Consider the following 16,787-nt stretch of genomic DNA (forward strand, 5'->3'; position numbering starts at 1 on the left):
CATTCTGGCCCGCACGGCCCCCCCCCCCCCGCCCGGGGGGGGGGGCGGGGCCCTTCGGCGTCCCCGGCCGGCGCGTCCGCCGGGGGTTACGAGCGCGGCCCCCCCCCCCGGGGGGGGGCGCCCCTCTCTCGTACGGCGAAGAGGCCGGTCAGCTCACGCGGAGCGACTCGGTGAACTCCTTGCAGACGGCGTAGTCCGGCAGCAGCCCGGACGCGATGGCCTCGGCCAGCGACGGGGCGGCCTCGTCGCGGGCGGACAGCAGCGGGACCTCGGCCGGCCACTCGATGCCCAGGTCGGCGTCGAGCGGGTGGACCGAGTGCTCGCCGGTCGGGTTGTACGTCTCCGAACACAGGTAGGACAGCGTGGCGTCGTCGCTCAGCGCGCAGAAGCCGTGGCCCAGGCCCTCGGGGATGTACACGGCGCGGCGGTCCACGTCGTCCAGGCGGACGCCCTCCCACTTGCCGAACGTGGGGGAGCCGACCCGCAGGTCCACGATGACGTCGAGCACGGCGCCGCGTACGCAGGTCACGTACTTGGCCTGGCCGCGCGGCACGTCGGCGAAGTGGATGCCGCGGACCACACCGGCGGAGGAGACCGAGAGGTTCGCCTGCGCCAGGTTCAGCGGGTGGCCGACCACCTCGGCCAGCTTGTCGAAGCGGTACCACTCGGTGAACAGGCCGCGCGGGTCGCCGTGCAGCTGCGGGGTGACCTCGAAGGCGCCCTCTATGGAGAGCTCGCGGAACTTCATCGGGCGTCCTCCTCGTCGAGCAGCGCCAGCAGGTAGGTGCCGTAACCGCTCTTCGTGAGGGGCTCGGCGAGCGCGCGCAGCTGAGCGGAGTCGATCAGGCCGGCCCGCCAGGCCGCCTCCTCGATGCAGCCGATCTTGAAGCCCTGGCGCTCCTCGATGACGCGGACGAACTCGGAGGCCTGGACCATCGAGACGAAGGTGCCGGTGTCCAGCCAGGCGGTACCGCGGTCGAGGATGGTGACGTTGAGCTCGCCGGCCTGGAGGTACGCGTCGTTGACGGCGGTGATCTCCAGCTCGCCGCGGGCGCTGGGCTTCAGGCCGCGGGCGATCTCGACGACCTGGTTGTCGTAGAAGTAGAGGCCCGGCACCGCGTAGCGGGACTTGGGCTTGGCCGGCTTCTCCTCGATGGAGATGGCCTGGCCCTTCTCGTCGAACTCGACCACGCCGTACGCGGTCGGGTCGGCCACCGGGTACGCGAAGACCCGGCCGCCCTTGGAGTCGGTGTGCTCGGCGAGGCGCGTGCCGAGGCCGCTGCCGTGGAAGATGTTGTCGCCGAGGATCAGCGCGACGGACTCGTCGCCGATGAAGTCGGCGCCGAGCACGAAGGCCTGGGCGATGCCCTCGGGGCGCTCCTGGACGGCGTATTCCAGGCGGAGGCCGAACTGCGAACCGTCGCCGAGCAGACGCTCGAACTGGTCGCGGTCTTCCGGGGTGGTGATGATCAGAATTTCGCTGATACCCGCCATCACCAGGGTGGAGAGGGGGTAATAGATCATCGGCTTGTCGAAGACGGGCAGCAATTGCTTCGAAACTGCCCGTGTCAGCGGCCAGAGTCGAGATCCGGTGCCACCGGCCAAGAGGATTCCACGCATGGGGAGAACCCTATGCGAGAGGGCAGGGGGGAGCCGAGCGGGCGGAGTGTGACGTTCAGCGGGGCCGCTAGACTCTTCGTATTATGCGCATCCTCGTGACCGGCGGCGCCGGCTTCATCGGTTCAGAATTCGTTCGCCAGCAGCTCGGTGCAGACGCCACGGCGCAGATCACCGTCTTCGACAAGCTGACCTACTCGGGTGTCGAGGCCAACCTCGCCCCGGTCGCTGACCACCCCGGATACCGCTTCGTCAAGGGCGACATCTGCGACGCCGAGGCCGTCGACCAGGTGATGGCCAGCCACGACGTGGTCGTGCACTTCGCCGCCGAGTCACACGTGGACCGCTCGATCGCGGGCGCGGGTCCCTTCGTGATGACCAACGTGGTGGGCACCCAGGTCCTGCTGGACGCCGCCCGCAAGCACGGCGTCGGCCGCTTCGTCCACATCTCCACCGACGAGGTCTACGGCTCCATCACCGAGGGCTCCTGGACGGAGGAGTGGCCGCTGGTGCCGAACTCCCCGTACTCCGCCTCGAAGGCCTCCTCCGACCTGCTGGCGCTGGCCTACGCGCGCACGCACGGCATGGACGTGGTGGTCACCCGCTGCTCCAACAACTACGGGCACTACCAGTTCCCGGAGAAGGTCATCCCGCTGTTCGTCTCGAACCTGATGGACGGCAAGAAGGTCCCGCTGTACGGCAACGGCGGCAACGTGCGCGACTGGCTGCACGTCTCCGACCACTGCCGCGGCATCGACCTGGCCATGCGCAAGGGCCGCGCCGGCGAGGTCTACAACATCGGCGGCGGCACCGAGCTCACCAACAAGGAGCTCACCGGCGTCCTGCTGGAGGCCGCGGGCCTCGGCTGGGACATGGTCGAGCACGTCGAGGACCGCAAGGGCCACGACCTGCGCTACTCCATCGACATCAGCAAGATCGGCGCCGAGCTGGGCTACGCCCCGCAGGTCACCTTCGAGGACGGCATCAAGGCCACCATCGACTGGTACCGCGAGAACCGCACCTGGTGGGAGCCGCTCAAGGCGAAGGCAGCGCTGCAGAAGTGACCGCTGACGCCAAGGCCACGCGCTGGCTCGTCACCGGCGCCGCCGGGATGCTCGGCCAGGACGTCCTGGCCGTTCTGAAGGACGCCGGGATCGAGGCCGTCGGGCTGCGCCGGGCCGACCTCGACATCACCGACCCGGCCGCGGTCCGGGCCGCCGTCGAGGGCGCTGCCGTCGTCGTCAACTGTGCCGCGTGGACCGACGTGGACGGCGCGGAGACGGCCGAGGACGCCGCCACCGCCGTCAACGGCACCGGCGTACGCGTCCTCGCCGCGGCCTGCGCCGCGGCCGGCGCCCGCCTGCTGCACGTCTCCACCGACTACGTGCTGCCCGGGGACGCCTCCGAGCCGTACCGCGAGGACGCCGAGACCGGCCCGGTCAACGCCTACGGGCGCACCAAGCTGGTCGGCGAGCGGGCCGTCGCCGAACTGCTCCCGCAGGACGGCTACGTGGTCCGCACCGCGTGGCTGTACGGCGAGCACGGCGCGAACTTCGTCGCCACCATGCTCAAGCTGGCCGCCCAGCGGGACACCCTCGACGTGGTCGACGACCAGCACGGCCAGCCCACTTGGTCCTACGCGCTGGCCCGCCGGCTCGTCGAGCTCGGCCAGGCCGCGCTGGCCGGCCGCGCCCCGGCCGGGGTCTACCACGGCACCGCGAGCGGCCGGACCACCTGGTTCGGGCTGGCCCGCGAGGCCTACCGGCTGAGCGGCCTGGACCCCGAGAGGATCCGGCCGACCGATTCCACGGCCTTCGTCCGCCCCGCCGTCCGCCCCGCGTTCAGCGTGCTCGCGCACGACCGCTGGGCCGAGGCGGGCCTCGCCCCGCTCGCCGACTGGCGCGAGCAGTTGGCCGAGGCGCTCGACACCCCGGGCTTCACCGCACTGGCCGGACAGGCCCGGGAGCGCCGAGCGGGATGAGAACCCTGCTGAACAAGCTGACCGCGGCGCTGCCGCCGGGCACCGTCGCGGTGGCCGGCGGCACCGTCGTGCTCGGCGCGGCCTCCTACGTCCACCTGGGCGTGGCGGGCCACAGCCTGTCCACGGACGCCATGGCCAACGTCTCGGTGCTGTGGACGATCGTGATGTCCATCGGCATCGGCGTCTTCTTCCCCATCGAGCAGGAGCTCACCCGGATCGTCTCCGCCCGTGTGGTCCTCGGCCAGGGCACCGCCCCGGTGCTCCGCCGGGCCACCGTGCTCACCGCGGGGATCCTCGGCGCGACCCTGCTCGTGCTGGGCCTCGGCGCCAGGCCGATCGCGGACCTGCTGTTCCACGGCGACCGCGCCCTGGTGGCCGCCCTCGGCGGGGCCTTCACCGGCATGGCCGCCTGCTACCTCACGCGGGGTGTGCTGGCCGGCCTCGGCCGCTTCGGCGCGTACGGCACCCAGCTCGCCGTCGACGGCGGCCTGCGGATCGTCCTCGCCTTCGGCTGCGCCGTCCTCGGGCTGCACTCGGCGCTCGCCTTCAGCCTCGTCCTGGCCGTCGCGCCCGTCGCCGCGACACTCGTCACGCTGCCGGCGCTGCTGCGCGCGGTCGGCCCCGGCGAGCCGATCGCCTGGCGCGAGCTGTGCAACGGGCTGGGCCTGCTCGTCTGCGCGACCCTGCTGTCCCAGCTGGTCGTCAACGCCGCGGTGATGAGCACCAAGCTGCTTGCCCCCTCCGACAGCGCGCTGATCGCCTCCCTGATGAGCGCCCTGGTCCTCGCGCGGGTGCCGCTCTTCGTCTTCGGCTCGCTGCAGGCCTCGCTGCTGAGCGGCCTCACCGCCGCCTTCACGGCCGGCGACCGGGTGGCCTTCTGGGCGATGCTCCGCCGGATCGCCATGGTCGTCGGCCTGCTCGGGCTGCTGGGCGGCGTGCCCGCCACCGTGCTCGGCCCGTGGCTGATCGAGGTGCTCTTCGGCGCGAAGGACCCGGTCCTGGGCTCCTTCGACTTCTTCCTCTTGTCCGCCGGAACCGTGGCGTACATGTTCGCGATGGTCCTCGGACAGGCGCTCATGGTATTCAAGCGGCACAACCTTCAGCTGCTCTGCTGGGCCCTCGGTACCGCGGTCCTGGTGGGCATCACCCTCATCCCGGGCGAGGTGGCCCTGCGCGTGATCGTTGCCTACGCTCTCGGCTCCGTCGCCACCGTCCTCGCTATGCTGGCAGCTCTGAGGCTGAGCTTCCCCGGGGCGGCCGCGGCAGCCACCGAAGGGCCGGGGCAGAGGTCCGAGACCGGCCGCCTGGGCGTGGGCGCGGTCGGGAAATGACCACGCCGGCCCACGACGTCACACCGATCACCGTGCACTCACCTGTGCCACATTCCGCTGGAGCTACCGTGTCCCAATACGACGATGTCTGGCTGGTCATACCGGCCTATAACGAGGGCCAGGTGATCGCCGACGTGGTCGAGGGGGCCCGCAAGACGTTCCCCAACATCGTCGTCGTCGATGACGGCTCCACGGACGACTCGGCCAAGCACATAGCGACGACCGGCGCGCACCTGGTCCGCCACCCGGTCAACCTCGGCCAGGGCGCGGCCCTCCAGACCGGTCTGACGTACGCGCTCGCCCAGCCCGGCGCCCGCTACTTCGCCACCTTCGACGCGGACGGTCAGCACCAGACCAAGGACGTCGAGACGATGGTCGCGGTGCTGCGCAGCGGAGAGGCCGACGTCGTACTCGGCTCCCGCTTCATCGAGCAGAACGGCCAGGTGCCGTGGATCAAGCAGGTCGTGCTGCGCACGGCCGCCGCCGTCAGCCCCACCGCCCGCAAGCTCAAGCTCACCGACGCGCACAACGGTCTGCGCGTCCTGGGCCGCGAGGCCGCCGAGCAGCTGAACATCACCATGAACGGCATGGCCCACGCGTCCGAACTCGTCGGCTTCCTCGCCGGCTCCGGCCTGCGGGTCACCGAGGTACCGGTGGACATCCTCTACACCGACTACTCGCGCGCCAAGGGTCAGTCCCTGATCAACGGCGTCAACATCCTCTTTGACATTTCGCTGCGGGAGCGTGGGCGTCGATGAAGTACTTCTGGATCCAGCTGCTGCTGATCGTCGGTTCGGTGTCCATGGCACTGATGTTCATCCGGACCTGGGGCCAGGCGAAGAACCGGGCCTGGAAGCGCATAGCGTTCTCGGTCTTCGTCGTCGTCAACGTGTACGCGGTGCTCCGCCCGACCGACGTCACCTGGCTCGCCCAGCAGCTCGGCGTCGGCCGCGGCACCGACCTGGTGCTGTACGTGATGGTCCTCGCGATGGGCTTCCTCACGCTCAACACCTTCCTGCGCTTCCGGTCGCTGGAGAAGAAGATCACCGACCTGGCGCGGACGGTGGCCATCAACGAGGGCGTCCGGCACAACGACGAGCGCCTCGGCTCGGACGCCGACACCGCCGCCGCTGCCACCGCCGATGCCGACTCCGACTCCGTGAAGGCCTGACGCTCCATGGCGACCTTCGACTTCATGCTCCCCTACTACGGGGACGTGCGGCTGATGCAGGACGCGGTCCGCAGCGTCCTGGCGCAGACCGACCGGGACTTCCGGCTCGTCGTCATCGACGACGGCAAGGAGCCGGACGTGCCGGGCTGGTTCGAGCAGCTCGGTGACGAGCGGGTGCACTACACCCGCAACGAGCAGAACCTCGGCATCACCAAGAACTTCCAGAAGTGCGTGCGCCTCTCCGAGGCCGACTACGTGGTCATCATGGGCTGCGACGACCTCCTGCACCCGCACTACCTGGAGACCGTCCGCGGGATCGTCGACGCCAACGAGGGCATCGGCATGGTCCAGCCCGGCGTCGAAGTCATCGACGGCAACGGCGTGGTGATGCAGGGCGGCCTGGCGGACAACGTCAAGAAGCGGCTGTACGCGCCGCAGGTCGAGGGCCGCCGCCTGATGGCCGGCGAGGAACTGGCCACGAGCGTGCTGCGCGGCAACTGGCTCTACTTCCCCTCGATCGCCTGGCGCGGCGACGCGCTGCGCAAGGTGAACTTCCGGGACGACTACTCGGTGATCCAGGACCTGGCGCTCGTCGTCGACCTCCTGGAGGCCGGCGAGCAGATGGTGATCGACAACGCGACCACCGTCTTCCAGTACCGCCGGCACGCCGTCAGCGAGTCCTCGGTCCAGGCCTTCTCCGGCACCCGCTTCACCGAGGCCGAGCGGTACTTCGCCGCGGTGGCCGCGCGCATGGACGCCCGCGGCTGGCCCAAGGCGGCCCGCGCGGCCCGCTTCCACAGCGCCTCGCGGCTGCACGCGCTGACGATGCTCCCGGGCGCGCTGCGCCGCGGGCAGCGCGAGGGTGCCCGCACCCTGGCCAAGCACGCCTTCACTTCGGGCCAGGGCAGCTGAGCCCGTAGGAACGAGAAAGCGGCCTGCCGCCGGTCCCAGGACCGGCGGCAGGCCGCTTTCGTCGTGTCAGGGCTTCTTCTTGCCCGGGCGTTCCGGCAGGTTGAACGCGCCGCATTCGTCCTTGGGGGCGTAGTGCGGGCACTTGCCGTTCGGCTGCTGGAGCGTGTGGGAGTACCAGGCCAGCGTGCCGAGCGATTTCTTGGACGGGTCCTTCGGCATGAAGGCGTCGGCGGTCGCCGAGCCGGCCATGCCGTAGAGCAGGCCCAGAGCGCACAGCGCGCCGATGACGACGGACCGGCGTGCGGGCCCCCGACCGCTGCGGCGGGGCAGCACCAGCGTCTCGTGGCTGCGGGACCAGTCCCGGATGCGCTGGACGGAGTAGTACACGGCCAGACCGGTCAGCGCGAGCAGGCAGTACATGATCTGGATGCTGGTCCGCGGGTAGAGCTGGACGGCCTGGTCGCGCGCCATGTGCGAGGCGTACCAGTAGCGCAGCAGGAACGCGCTCGCCGTGCACGCCGCCAGGGTCAGCACCATCGGCTGCCGCAGGGCAAGGCCGAGCGCCACCGCCAGACCGATCACCAGCAGGATCGGGAACAGCCCGACGCCGCCGAGCTCACCGAGCGGCGGCCAGCCGACGAGCCGCTGCGGACCCGGGCTGTCGACGCCCCACATCGCGAAGTACGCCGGGTCGGTATAGGTGTCGAAGTAGAAGTACGTGTCCTTGGTCGAGCCGCTCGCGCCGAGCAGGCGGACCATGTACCGGCCGGCCAGCACGAGGAAGACCGCCGTGGCGGCCAGCAGCGGCAACAGCCCCTGCCACAGCGCCCGCAGCCCGCCGGACCGCGCGAGCCCGCCCAGCACGATCGCGAAGAGCACGACCACGCCGACCGCGGACCAGACGAACCAGCCCGCGTACATCAGGAACAGCCCGGCGAGCAGGGCACCGAGCCCGCCGCCGACGGCCAGGGCCTGGCCGCGGCTCAGCGTGTCCGAGCGCATGGTGACCTGCACCAGCTTGGCGAACACCGGGATCACGACGACCAGGACGAGCGGGGAGTACGGCTTGTACAGGTCGAACAGCGGCAGCGCCGAGGTCAGCCCGATGCCGAGCGCCCACAGCGGGGGCAGCAGCATGCGCCAGGCCAGGTAGGCGACCGGGCCGGAGATCGCGAGGAAGCCGATCATCACCCACTTCGCGGCGTACTCCACGCGGCCGTCGAAGAACACCTCCGCGATGAAGGCGAGGAAGTGCGGGAAGCCCGGCGGGTATTCGGGCGGCAGCGGCACCCCGTCGATGACGTTGTAGGCCCAGGTCTGCAGGTTGCCGACGTCACCGCCGTACCCGTTGAGCGGCCAGGTCGTGCCGCGCAGGGCGACGACGTTGCCGGCCGCCGTCACACCGGTCGCGAGCCCGGCCACCGTCGCGGCGCCGATGTTGACGGCCGCGCCCGGCCACCGCCGGGACAGGGCGAGATAGAGGAGGACGGTCACCGCGAGCAGCAGCAGCAACCGGAGTTGGATGGCCGCCAGGCCGCTGACCTGCCCGATTCGCTGCATCGGGTTCACATGCAGACGCTTGCCCAGGTAGGTGAGGAGAAAGGCGGCGAAGACCGAGACCGCGGCCTCGGCGGATACGAGGGCGATGGCGCGTCTGAGGCGGCCGCCGCGGCCGCGCGGGGTCCGGCGTTCGGCCACCGGGGACGGCGCGGGAGCGGTAACTATCATGACTGTTGACTTTACCGGCAGGCGCTTGCCGGATGTGAGCCGGTGGCCATACCGCACAAGGCCCGACTTCCCGCCTGCTTGGTACCGTTGGCCGTTGCGGGGGACGCGACGGCCGGGCACGCATGTGACACGGATCGCGCGCTTTCACCAGCGGGCACCGCATCACGGAGATCACCGATCGCTTTGCTGCCCGGCGTGCCGACACAGCCGCAGACCCGAGGCCTTCGGGTCCTCGACGCGGTGACACTCGCGACGGAAGTGGATGAGATGACGAACCTGGCCCCCGACCACCTGGCCGGAGAGGCCGGTGCGGCGCGCAGCCGGACCGAGGCCCCGGACGGCGCGTCGGCACCACGCCGGGGCCGGAGCCTGCCCGCCTGGACCTCCACGCGCTGGGCGCTCATCCTCGGCGAGGTCGTCGTCAGTATCGCGGCGGCGCTCGGCTACACGCTGCTCTGCAAGCACATCAGCGTGAACCCGATCAACCGCATCGGCCAGGTCAGCGGACTCGCCAAGCTCCAGCAGTACGTGGCCGTCCTCGGCCTGCCGCTGCTCGCGCTGCTCCTGTACACCGCGTACCGCGGGACGCTGGCGCGCCACCAGAAGGTCAAGCGCCTGGTCTGCGCGGGCCTCGCGGGTCTGGCGACCGGCGTGATCGCCGGCGGCGTGGTCGTCGCCCTGCGCGGTACGCCCTCGGCGCTCGGCGGCCAGGAGGGCGACCCGGGCGTCCTGATCGCCATGGCCAACTCCTTCCTGCACGGCGAGGGGATGTCCGGCATCTACCCGCCCGGCTTCCCCGCCCTGATCGCCGTCTGGGCGAAGATCCGCTACGGCGGCATCGGCGGGGCCGGGTACTCGCTGCACGACCTCCAGATCTTCTTCAGCGCCCTGGCCGGCCCGATGGCCTATCTCGCCTGGCGCCTGCTGCTGCGCCCCTTCTGGGCGCTGCTCATCGCCGTTCCGTCGGTCGTGCTGTTCCTCGACCCGATCCGCCCGTACAGCCACATCGTCATGATCGTGCTGCTGCCGCTGCTCGCGTACTGCCTGCGCGAGATGCGCTCGGCCGGCGAGCGCTTCATGCGGTCGGCGGTGCTGCGCGGCGCGGGCCTCGGCCTGGTCTTCGGGCTGCTGTTCCTCTGGTACTCCGGCTGGTACGTGTGGTCCGCGCCCGGCGTGGGCCTGCTGGCCCTCTTCCTCTTCCCCTGGCGGCGCGGCGCGGCGGCCCGCAAGCGTGCCCTGGTCTTCGTCGGCACCACCCTGCTGACGGCCGGTGTCATCGGCGCCCCGCTGCTCTACCAGATGCTGCGGCTGGGCTCCCAGCACCCGGACCGCTACGCCTACCTCTCCGTCTACGTGGACCCGGCGTACGTCCTGGGCTGGGCCTCCGACCGGCCCGGCACCCTGACGTACCAGAACTGGCCCGTGCCGGGCGAGATGGCGGGCCAGAGCGGCTTCGCGCTGCTGCTGCTGCTCGGTGTGGGCCTCGGTGTGGGCCTGGGCCTGCGCAGCATCATGGTCCGCACGGCCGCGGCCGTCCTCGTCGGCGCCTGGCTGGTCCGGTTCTGGTTCGCCTCGCACATGGCGCACGAGCAGGCGGTGCAGCTCTTCCCGCGCACCACCTGGATGATCATGTACTGCCTGATGATCCTGGCCGTGCTGGGCGTGATGGCGGCGGTGCAGCGCGGCTCCGGCTGGGCCGAGCGCTCGCTGCGGGCGAGCGGCCCGGCCGCGGCGCGGGTCATCCCGCGGCGTACGGTCCAGCAGCTCGCGGCGGGCCTGGTCTGCGTCATCGCGCTGTTCGCGACGATGGGCGCGTCGTGGAACGTCAACCGGTACATGCCCAACCCCGACACCAACACCATGGGCATCGACGCCTACCGGGCACACGGCCTGAAGAAGCCGAACGGAAAGTGCCCGCGATACTCCCCGTACAAGCAGTGCGCGGACGTCAGCACGTGGGACTGGAAGCCGAACCGCGACGACGGCAAGATCTGGTGCGGCAACATCCCGTACGACAAGTGGCCGGTCGTCTGCGGCCGCAAGGGTCCGTCCTAGGGCGGACCGGGCGCGCCCGCGCCCACAGGGGGGACGAGGACATGGCACAACAGAACGACGACAGACCGGGTGTCTCCGACGAGGAGTGGGCCCGGTTCATGGAGCAGGCCGCCGCGGGGCCGGGGGAGGCGCCGAAGGAGCCGTCCGCGCGGGCGCGGATGGTGACCGAGCGGCTACGGCGCGAACAGGGCCGGGAGCCGGCGGGCTGGCGCACCGGGCCGGCCTGGCAGGACATGCCGGGCGGCCGGGGCAAGGCCAAGCGGCGGATCAAGGCCACCCTGGCCGTCGTCTTCATCGCCGGGCTCGCGCTGGTCGCCGTACGGCCGGAACTGGTGATCGATCGCCTGACGGGCAAGGCCGACGCCCGCGAGGCCGCCAAGGTCCCGCTGGGCTCGGAGACGGCGCGCCCGACCGCCCCGCCGGGGGCCGCCTTCCCCGACCAGCCGACCCTGCAGGAACCTTTCCGCGGCTCCCCGGCAGCCCAGTGAGCCGACGGCGCCGCCGGCATCGAGCTCCCGGAGGCCACCGCAGTCCAGGGGATGTCCCAGGAACAGGTGGCGACCGCGCTGGGCCGCACCCGGGATCTGCTGATCGCCTCGAACCTGGACCCGGCGGTCCTGGGCGGGGAGCGGCCCGAGGCCGCGCTCAAGCTGCTCGACCCGCTCCAGGCCGACGGCCGGGGCCTCATGGAGCGGGCGCTGGCCAAGCCCTCCACGGAGACCGACCCGCTCTGGCTGTTCAGCCGCTTCGACCCCGGGCACGTGCGGTTCCACGGCGGAGTGGTGAAGACGCGCGGCCGGATGACCTTCGAGGCGGGGCGGGACGGCGAGGTGCTGGTGCACGCCGACTACACCTTCGTGTACCCGGTGGTATCGGCGAAGGGCGGCTCCGACGAGGTGGCCCGGACGGTGGTCCGGCGCACGCTGACGACGGCCCTCCTCGACCCGAAGAAGTGGCAGGCGACCAAGGGCACGCTCCAGATCGTGTCCTGGTCGGAGAGCGCGGGCAACGACGACTGCACCCGGGACGGCACGGGGTACCTGCACCCCCAGTTCCGCAGTGAGCTCACGGCGGCGGCGCCGGGCGCGACCGGCCCGGTCACCGACCCGTACGACCGGAGCAAGGAGCTCGCGGAGCTACCGAAGGAGTGCGGGACGGCGTCCCGGTCCTGACCGGGGGAGACCCCGCCGGGGTGAAGGGTGTGGCGCGGTTTGACCACTCACCGTGGCGGGGTATTCTCTTCGGCCCGATTGGCCAGGTACGTGCCTCGTATGGCAGACTACTCAAGTTGCTCGGTTGAGTGCCGATGCTGCGCGCCTCCCGCCGGGAGGACCGGAAGCGAGTCCCACAGTACTCGTCGTCCTTAATCTGCCTTTCGGGGCAGCAATGGGGGCGGACGTACGGGAATCTTCTGGGAAGTGTCAGCACGGTGCCCACCAGGCGCTCGGTGGGTGTTTCTCCCCCGAAACGCGGTCACAGGGACCGCACCCCCTTGGATGAGGGAATTTCCGTATGGAAATTTTCTGTAGAGGGAGTGCGACACGCCCGACCGCGTGGGTCGGAGAGAAGCCGCGGGACCCCGTCCCGCAGCCGGCCGAGGGCCAGAGCGTTTCCACATAGAGACAGGACTACGGAGTAGCCATGGCGGGACAGAAGATCCGCATCCGGCTCAAGGCCTACGACCACGAGGTCATCGACTCCTCGGCGAAGAAGATCGTCGAGACGGTGACCCGCACTGGTGCGTCGGTCGCGGGCCCGGTGCCGCTGCCCACTGAGAAGAACGTGTACTGCGTCATCAAGTCGCCGCACAAGTACAAGGACTCGCGCGAGCACTTCGAGATGCGCACGCACAAGCGCCTGATCGACATCCTCGACCCGACGCCCAAGACCGTTGACTCGCTGATGCGCCTGGACCTTCCGGCCGGCGTTGACATCGAGATCAAGCTCTGAGAGGCGTCGAGAAGATGGCAAAGCAGATCAAGGGCGTCCTGGGCGAGAAGCTCGGCATGACCCAGGTCTGGGACGAGAACAACCGTGTCGTCCCGGTGACCGTCGTCAAGGCCGGGCCCTGCGTCGTTACCCAGGTCCGTACGAACGACATCGACGGCTACGAGTCGGTCCAGATCGCCTTCGGCGAGATCGACCCGCGCAAGGTGAACAAGCCCCTCAAGGGCCACTTCGCCAAGGCCGACGTGACCCCGCGCCGCCACCTGGTGGAGCTGCGCACCTCCGACGCCAGCGAGTACACGCTCGGCCAGGAGATCACCGCCGCTGTGTTCGAGTCCGGCGTCAAGGTTGACGTCACGGGCAACAGCAAGGGCAAGGGCTTCGCCGGTGTCATGAAGCGGCACAACTTCCGGGGCCTCGGCGCCGGTCACGGTGTGCAGCGCAAGCACCGCTCCCCCGGTTCGATCGGTGGCTGTGCCACCCCTGGGCGTGTCTTCAAGGGCATGCGCATGGCCGGTCGCATGGGTAACGAGCGCGTCACCACCCAGAACCTGACCATCCACGCGGTTGACGCGGAGAAGGGTCTGCTCCTTATCAAGGGTGCGGTCCCCGGTCCGAACGGCGGCCTCGTCCTGGTCCGTACCGCGGCCAAGGGGGCTTGAGGTAATGAGCACCATTGACATCCTTTCGCCGGCAGGCGACAAGGCCGGTACCGTCGAGCTCCCCGCGGAGATCTTCGACGCGAAGACCAGCGTTCCGCTGATCCACCAGGTCGTTGTCGCCCAGCTGGCTGCTGCCCGTCAGGGCACGCACAAGACCAAGCGCCGCGGCGAAGTCCGTGGTGGTGGCCGCAAGCCGTACCGCCAGAAGGGCACCGGCCGCGCTCGCCAGGGTTCCACCCGCGCTCCGCAGTTCGTCGGCGGTGGCGTCGTCCACGGCCCGCAGCCGCGTGACTACTCCCAGCGGACCCCGAAGAAGATGAAGGCCGCCGCCCTCCGCGGTGCCCTCTCGGACCGTGCGCGTCACTCCCGCATCCACGTCGTCACCGGCGTGGTCGAGGGTGCCGCCTCCACGAAGGCCGCCAAGACGCTGTTCGGCAAGATCTCGGAGCGCAAGAACCTGCTCCTGGTCGTCGACCGCAGCGAAGAGGCCGCGTGGCTGTCCGCCCGCAACCTGCCCCAGGTTCACATCCTGGAGCCGGGCCAGCTGAACACGTACGACGTGATCGTCTCTGACGACGTGGTCTTCACTCAGGCCGCTTTCGAGTCCTTCGTGTCTGGCCCCAAGGCCGATGAGACCGAAGGGAGCGACGCCTGATGTCTGAGGCGACCGTTACCAGCAAGACCTTCACCGACCCGCGCGACCTGCTGATCAAGCCGGTTGTCTCGGAGAAGAGCTACGCGCTGCTGGACGAGAACAAGTACACGTTCATCGTCGCGCCCGGCTCCAACAAGACCCAGATCAAGCAGGCCGTCGAGGCGGTCTTCGGGGTCAAGGTCACCGGGGTCAACACGATCAACCGTCAGGGTAAGCGCAAGCGCACCAAGACCGGTTTCGGCAAGCGCGCTGACACCAAGCGCGCCATCGTGACCCTCGCTGAGGGCGACCGAATCGACATCTTCGGCGGCCAGGCCTCCTAACGGAGGTCTAGTCGTCCGGAATCGGACGAGGACTGAGAAATGGGTATCCGCAAGTACAAGCCGACGACCCCGGGCCGTCGTGGCTCCAGCGTCGCCGACTTTGTCGAGATCACGCGGTCCACGCCGGAGAAGTCGCTGGTCCGCCCCCTGCACAGCAAGGGCGGCCGTAACAACACCGGTCGGATCACGGTTCGACACCAGGGTGGCGGCCACAAGCGCGCCTACCGAGTGATCGACTTCCGTCGTCACGACAAGGACGGCGTGCCGGCCAAGGTCGCGCACATCGAGTACGACCCCAACCGCACGGCGCGCATCGCGCTCCTGCACTACGCCGACGGCGAGAAGCGCTACATCATCGCGCCGAAGAGCCTGAAGCAGGGCGACCGGATTGAGAACGGCCCCACGGCCGACATCAAGCCCGGCAACAACCTGGCGCTCCGCAACATCCCGGTCGGTACCACGATCCACGCGATCGAGCTCCGTCCCGGTGGCGGCGCCAAGTTCGCCCGGTCCGCCGGTGCCTCCGTGCAGCTGCTGGCGAAGGAGGGCACCATGGCCCACCTTCGTATGCCGTCCGGTGAGATCCGTCTCGTCGACGCGCGCTGCCGCGCCACCGTCGGTGAGGTCGGCAACGCCGAGCAGTCGAACATCAACTGGGGCAAGGCCGGCCGCATGCGCTGGAAGGGCGTTCGCCCGTCCGTCCGCGGTGTCGCGATGAACCCGGTTGACCACCCGCACGGTGGTGGTGAGGGCAAGACCAGTGGTGGTCGCCACCCGGTCTCCCCGTGGGGTCAGAAGGAGGGTCGTACTCGCTCGCCGAAGAAGGCTTCGAGCAAGTACATCGTCCGCCGCCGCAAGACGAACAAGAAGCGCTAGGAGCGGGTTTAGATGCCGCGCAGTCTCAAGAAGGGGCCCTTCGTCGACGACCACCTCGTAAAGAAGGTGGACGTCCAGAACGAAGCCGGCACCAAGAACGTCATCAAGACCTGGTCCCGTCGCTCGATGATCATCCCCAGCATGCTGGGTCACACCATCGCGGTGCACAACGGCAAGACCCACGTCCCGGTGTTCGTCACCGAGTCGATGGTCGGCCACAAGCTCGGCGAGTTCTCGCCGACTCGCACCTTCCGCGGCCACGTCAAGGACGACCGGAAGTCGAAGCGCCGCTAAAGGCGGGGTGGTTACGACTATGACTTACACCGAAGGGACAACCATGGAAGCCAGGGCCCAGGCGCGGTACATCCGCGTCACGCCCATGAAGGCCCGCCGAGTGGTGGACCTTATCCGTGGCATGGATGCCACGGAGGCTCAGGCGGTCCTGCGTTTCGCCCCGCAGGCCGCGAGCGTGCCGGTTGGCAAGGTGCTGGACAGCGCCATTGCCAACGCCGCACACAACTACAACCACCCGGACGCCTCCACGCTGGTCATCAGCGAGGCGTTCGTGGACGAGGGCCCGACCCTGAAGCGGTTCCGTCCGCGTGCGCAGGGCCGTGCCTACCGGATCCGCAAGCGGACCAGCCACATCACCGTGGTCGTCAGCAGCAAGGAAGGTTCCCGGTAATGGGCCAGAAGGTAAACCCGCACGGGTTCCGGCTCGGCATCACCACCGACTTCAAGTCGCGTTGGTACGCCGACAAGCTGTACAAGGACTACGTCAAGGAAGACGTCGCCATCCGCAGGATGATGACGTCCGGCATGGAGCGCGCCGGCATCTCGAAGGTTGAGATCGAGCGCACCCGTGACCGCGTGCGTGTGGACATCCACACCGCCCGTCCTGGCATCGTCATCGGTCGCCGTGGCGCCGAGGCCGACCGCATCCGCGGTGACCTTGAGAAGCTCACGGGCAAGCAGGTCCAGCTGAACATCCTTGAGGTCAAGAACCCCGAGCTCGATGCCCAGCTGGTTGCCCAGGCCGTTGCCGAGCAGCTCTCCTCCCGCGTCTCCTTCCGTCGTGCCATGCGCAAGAGCATGCAGGGCACGATGAAGGCCGGCGCCAAGGGCATCAAGATCCAGTGTGGCGGCCGTCTCGGCGGCGCCGAGATGTCCCGCTCCGAGTTCTACCGCGAGGGTCGTGTGCCGCTGCACACGCTGCGCGCGAACGTGGACTACGGCTTCTTCGAGGCCAAGACCACCTTCGGCCGTATCGGTGTGAAGGTCTGGATCTACAAGGGCGACGTCAAGAACATCGCCGAGGTTCGCGCCGAGAACGCTGCGGCCCGTGCGGGTAACCGCCCGGCCCGTGGTGCTCAGGGCGCTGGCGACCGTCCCGCCGGCCGTGGTGGCCGTGGTGGCGAGCGCGGCGGCCGTGGTGGCCGCAAGCCGCAGCAGGCTGCTGGTGTCGAGGCCCCCAAGGCCGAGGCTCCCGCCGCCGCTCCGGCCGAGAGCACCGGAACGGAGGCCTGACC

General features: G+C 69.8%; 20 protein-coding genes. 17 read left to right on the plus strand and 3 right to left on the minus strand.

Annotated elements, in window-relative coordinates; genetic code table 11:
• Nucleotides 1-148: 148 nt before the first annotated feature.
• Together rfbC and rfbA are read right to left on the minus strand one after the other, a co-directional pair.
• Nucleotides 149-748 (minus strand): dTDP-4-dehydrorhamnose 3,5-epimerase, encoded by a 600-nt coding sequence (gene rfbC / locus ACGFYU_RS31940; protein WP_393830813.1) that lies wholly within the window; start codon nucleotides 746-748, stop codon nucleotides 149-151.
• Nucleotides 745-1,620 carry a glucose-1-phosphate thymidylyltransferase RfbA gene (gene rfbA, locus ACGFYU_RS31945; RefSeq protein WP_393830814.1) on the minus strand — a complete coding sequence of 292 codons (876 nt, stop codon included), beginning with the start codon at nucleotides 1,618-1,620 and terminating at the stop codon, nucleotides 745-747. Before rfbA ends, rfbC begins: the two co-directional genes overlap by 4 nt.
• A gap of 83 nt (nucleotides 1,621-1,703) precedes the next feature.
• Between rfbA and rfbB the strand changes: the two genes are divergently transcribed.
• The 6 genes from rfbB to ACGFYU_RS31975 all read left to right on the plus strand — a co-directional run bounded on the left by rfbB (nucleotide 1,704) and on the right by ACGFYU_RS31975 (nucleotide 7,012).
• Entirely contained in the window at nucleotides 1,704-2,681 is a 978-nt protein-coding gene (gene rfbB / locus ACGFYU_RS31950) for a dTDP-glucose 4,6-dehydratase (protein ID WP_393830815.1), read from the plus strand.
• Entirely contained in the window at nucleotides 2,678-3,598 is a 921-nt protein-coding gene (gene rfbD / locus ACGFYU_RS31955; RefSeq protein WP_393830816.1) for a dTDP-4-dehydrorhamnose reductase, read from the plus strand. Before rfbB ends, rfbD begins: the two co-directional genes overlap by 4 nt.
• On the plus strand, nucleotides 3,595-4,929 hold the full coding sequence (locus ACGFYU_RS31960; RefSeq protein WP_393830817.1) for a hypothetical protein: 1,335 nt from the start codon (nucleotides 3,595-3,597) through the stop codon (nucleotides 4,927-4,929). Before rfbD ends, ACGFYU_RS31960 begins: the two co-directional genes overlap by 4 nt.
• Before the next feature lie 68 nt (nucleotides 4,930-4,997).
• Nucleotides 4,998-5,687, plus strand: coding sequence for a glycosyltransferase family 2 protein (locus ACGFYU_RS31965; protein WP_393830818.1), 690 nt, complete (start codon nucleotides 4,998-5,000; stop codon nucleotides 5,685-5,687).
• Entirely contained in the window at nucleotides 5,684-6,100 is a 417-nt protein-coding gene (locus ACGFYU_RS31970; RefSeq protein WP_393830819.1) for a DUF2304 domain-containing protein, read from the plus strand. The genes ACGFYU_RS31965 and ACGFYU_RS31970 overlap by 4 nt, the downstream gene beginning before the upstream one ends.
• A gap of 6 nt (nucleotides 6,101-6,106) precedes the next feature.
• Nucleotides 6,107-7,012: a glycosyltransferase family 2 protein gene (locus ACGFYU_RS31975; protein WP_393830820.1), complete on the plus strand. Its 906-nt coding sequence runs from the start codon at nucleotides 6,107-6,109 to the stop codon at nucleotides 7,010-7,012.
• 66 nt (nucleotides 7,013-7,078) lie between these two features.
• Here the strand turns inward: ACGFYU_RS31975 and ACGFYU_RS31980 are convergent, their stop codons facing one another.
• A complete protein-coding gene (locus ACGFYU_RS31980; protein ID WP_393830821.1) occupies nucleotides 7,079-8,740 on the minus strand; it encodes a hypothetical protein in 1,662 nt (553 codons plus the stop codon).
• 267 nt (nucleotides 8,741-9,007) lie between these two features.
• Here ACGFYU_RS31980 and ACGFYU_RS31985 point away from each other — a divergent pair, with 267 nt between their 5' ends.
• From ACGFYU_RS31985 to rpsC, 11 genes are all read left to right on the plus strand, one after another.
• Complete coding sequence (locus ACGFYU_RS31985) at nucleotides 9,008-10,795, plus strand: hypothetical protein (protein ID WP_393830822.1); 1,788 nt, start codon at nucleotides 9,008-9,010, stop codon at nucleotides 10,793-10,795.
• A 41-nt stretch (nucleotides 10,796-10,836) separates the two neighbouring features.
• On the plus strand, nucleotides 10,837-11,283 hold the full coding sequence (locus ACGFYU_RS31990) for a hypothetical protein (RefSeq protein WP_393830823.1): 447 nt from the start codon (nucleotides 10,837-10,839) through the stop codon (nucleotides 11,281-11,283).
• A gap of 51 nt (nucleotides 11,284-11,334) precedes the next feature.
• The gene (locus ACGFYU_RS31995) at nucleotides 11,335-11,967 is read left to right on the plus strand and encodes a hypothetical protein (protein ID WP_393830824.1); all 633 of its coding nucleotides are present in this window, start codon (nucleotides 11,335-11,337) and stop codon (nucleotides 11,965-11,967) included.
• Nucleotides 11,968-12,436: 469 nt separating this feature from the next.
• On the plus strand, nucleotides 12,437-12,745 hold the full coding sequence (gene rpsJ, locus ACGFYU_RS32000) for a 30S ribosomal protein S10 (RefSeq protein ID WP_003948644.1): 309 nt from the start codon (nucleotides 12,437-12,439) through the stop codon (nucleotides 12,743-12,745).
• 14 nt (nucleotides 12,746-12,759) lie between these two features.
• Nucleotides 12,760-13,404: a 50S ribosomal protein L3 gene (rplC, locus tag ACGFYU_RS32005; RefSeq protein WP_045945285.1), complete on the plus strand. Its 645-nt coding sequence runs from the start codon at nucleotides 12,760-12,762 to the stop codon at nucleotides 13,402-13,404.
• A gap of 4 nt (nucleotides 13,405-13,408) precedes the next feature.
• Complete coding sequence (rplD, locus tag ACGFYU_RS32010) at nucleotides 13,409-14,059, plus strand: 50S ribosomal protein L4 (protein ID WP_267033229.1); 651 nt, start codon at nucleotides 13,409-13,411, stop codon at nucleotides 14,057-14,059.
• Complete coding sequence (gene rplW / locus ACGFYU_RS32015) at nucleotides 14,059-14,382, plus strand: 50S ribosomal protein L23 (protein WP_030154694.1); 324 nt, start codon at nucleotides 14,059-14,061, stop codon at nucleotides 14,380-14,382. The genes rplD and rplW overlap by 1 nt, the downstream gene beginning before the upstream one ends.
• 39 nt (nucleotides 14,383-14,421) lie before the next feature.
• Nucleotides 14,422-15,258, plus strand: coding sequence for a 50S ribosomal protein L2 (gene rplB / locus ACGFYU_RS32020; protein ID WP_069921522.1), 837 nt, complete (start codon nucleotides 14,422-14,424; stop codon nucleotides 15,256-15,258).
• Between the two features lie 12 nt (nucleotides 15,259-15,270).
• On the plus strand, nucleotides 15,271-15,552 hold the full coding sequence (rpsS, locus tag ACGFYU_RS32025; protein ID WP_008739713.1) for a 30S ribosomal protein S19: 282 nt from the start codon (nucleotides 15,271-15,273) through the stop codon (nucleotides 15,550-15,552).
• A 43-nt stretch (nucleotides 15,553-15,595) separates the two neighbouring features.
• A complete protein-coding gene (gene rplV, locus ACGFYU_RS32030) occupies nucleotides 15,596-15,943 on the plus strand; it encodes a 50S ribosomal protein L22 (protein WP_037792011.1) in 348 nt (115 codons plus the stop codon).
• On the plus strand, nucleotides 15,943-16,785 hold the full coding sequence (gene rpsC, locus ACGFYU_RS32035) for a 30S ribosomal protein S3 (RefSeq protein WP_393830825.1): 843 nt from the start codon (nucleotides 15,943-15,945) through the stop codon (nucleotides 16,783-16,785). Before rplV ends, rpsC begins: the two co-directional genes overlap by 1 nt.
• The last annotated feature ends 2 nt before the right edge of the window (nucleotides 16,786-16,787 follow it).

The organism is Streptomyces sp. NPDC048337 (genome assembly GCF_043201175.1).
Lineage (GTDB): Bacteria > Actinomycetota > Actinomycetes > Streptomycetales > Streptomycetaceae > Streptomyces.

Coding starts and splice junctions, on each gene's coding strand:
- rfbC (WP_393830813.1), bottom strand. CDS start 748: ATGAAGTTCCGCGAGCTCTCCATAGAGGGCGCCTTCGAGGTCACCCCG.
- rfbA (WP_393830814.1), bottom strand. CDS start 1,620: ATGCGTGGAATCCTCTTGGCCGGTGGCACCGGATCTCGACTCTGGCCG.
- rfbB (WP_393830815.1), top strand. CDS start 1,704: ATGCGCATCCTCGTGACCGGCGGCGCCGGCTTCATCGGTTCAGAATTC.
- ACGFYU_RS31960 (WP_393830817.1), top strand. CDS start 3,595: ATGAGAACCCTGCTGAACAAGCTGACCGCGGCGCTGCCGCCGGGCACC.
- ACGFYU_RS31970 (WP_393830819.1), top strand. CDS start 5,684: ATGAAGTACTTCTGGATCCAGCTGCTGCTGATCGTCGGTTCGGTGTCC.
- ACGFYU_RS31975 (WP_393830820.1), top strand. CDS start 6,107: ATGGCGACCTTCGACTTCATGCTCCCCTACTACGGGGACGTGCGGCTG.
- ACGFYU_RS31980 (WP_393830821.1), bottom strand. CDS start 8,740: ATGATAGTTACCGCTCCCGCGCCGTCCCCGGTGGCCGAACGCCGGACC.
- ACGFYU_RS31985 (WP_393830822.1), top strand. CDS start 9,008: ATGACGAACCTGGCCCCCGACCACCTGGCCGGAGAGGCCGGTGCGGCG.
- ACGFYU_RS31990 (WP_393830823.1), top strand. CDS start 10,837: ATGGCACAACAGAACGACGACAGACCGGGTGTCTCCGACGAGGAGTGG.
- ACGFYU_RS31995 (WP_393830824.1), top strand. CDS start 11,335: ATGTCCCAGGAACAGGTGGCGACCGCGCTGGGCCGCACCCGGGATCTG.
- rpsJ (WP_003948644.1), top strand. CDS start 12,437: ATGGCGGGACAGAAGATCCGCATCCGGCTCAAGGCCTACGACCACGAG.
- rplC (WP_045945285.1), top strand. CDS start 12,760: ATGGCAAAGCAGATCAAGGGCGTCCTGGGCGAGAAGCTCGGCATGACC.
- rplD (WP_267033229.1), top strand. CDS start 13,409: ATGAGCACCATTGACATCCTTTCGCCGGCAGGCGACAAGGCCGGTACC.
- rplW (WP_030154694.1), top strand. CDS start 14,059: ATGTCTGAGGCGACCGTTACCAGCAAGACCTTCACCGACCCGCGCGAC.
- rplB (WP_069921522.1), top strand. CDS start 14,422: ATGGGTATCCGCAAGTACAAGCCGACGACCCCGGGCCGTCGTGGCTCC.
- rpsS (WP_008739713.1), top strand. CDS start 15,271: ATGCCGCGCAGTCTCAAGAAGGGGCCCTTCGTCGACGACCACCTCGTA.
- rplV (WP_037792011.1), top strand. CDS start 15,596: ATGGAAGCCAGGGCCCAGGCGCGGTACATCCGCGTCACGCCCATGAAG.
- rpsC (WP_393830825.1), top strand. CDS start 15,943: ATGGGCCAGAAGGTAAACCCGCACGGGTTCCGGCTCGGCATCACCACC.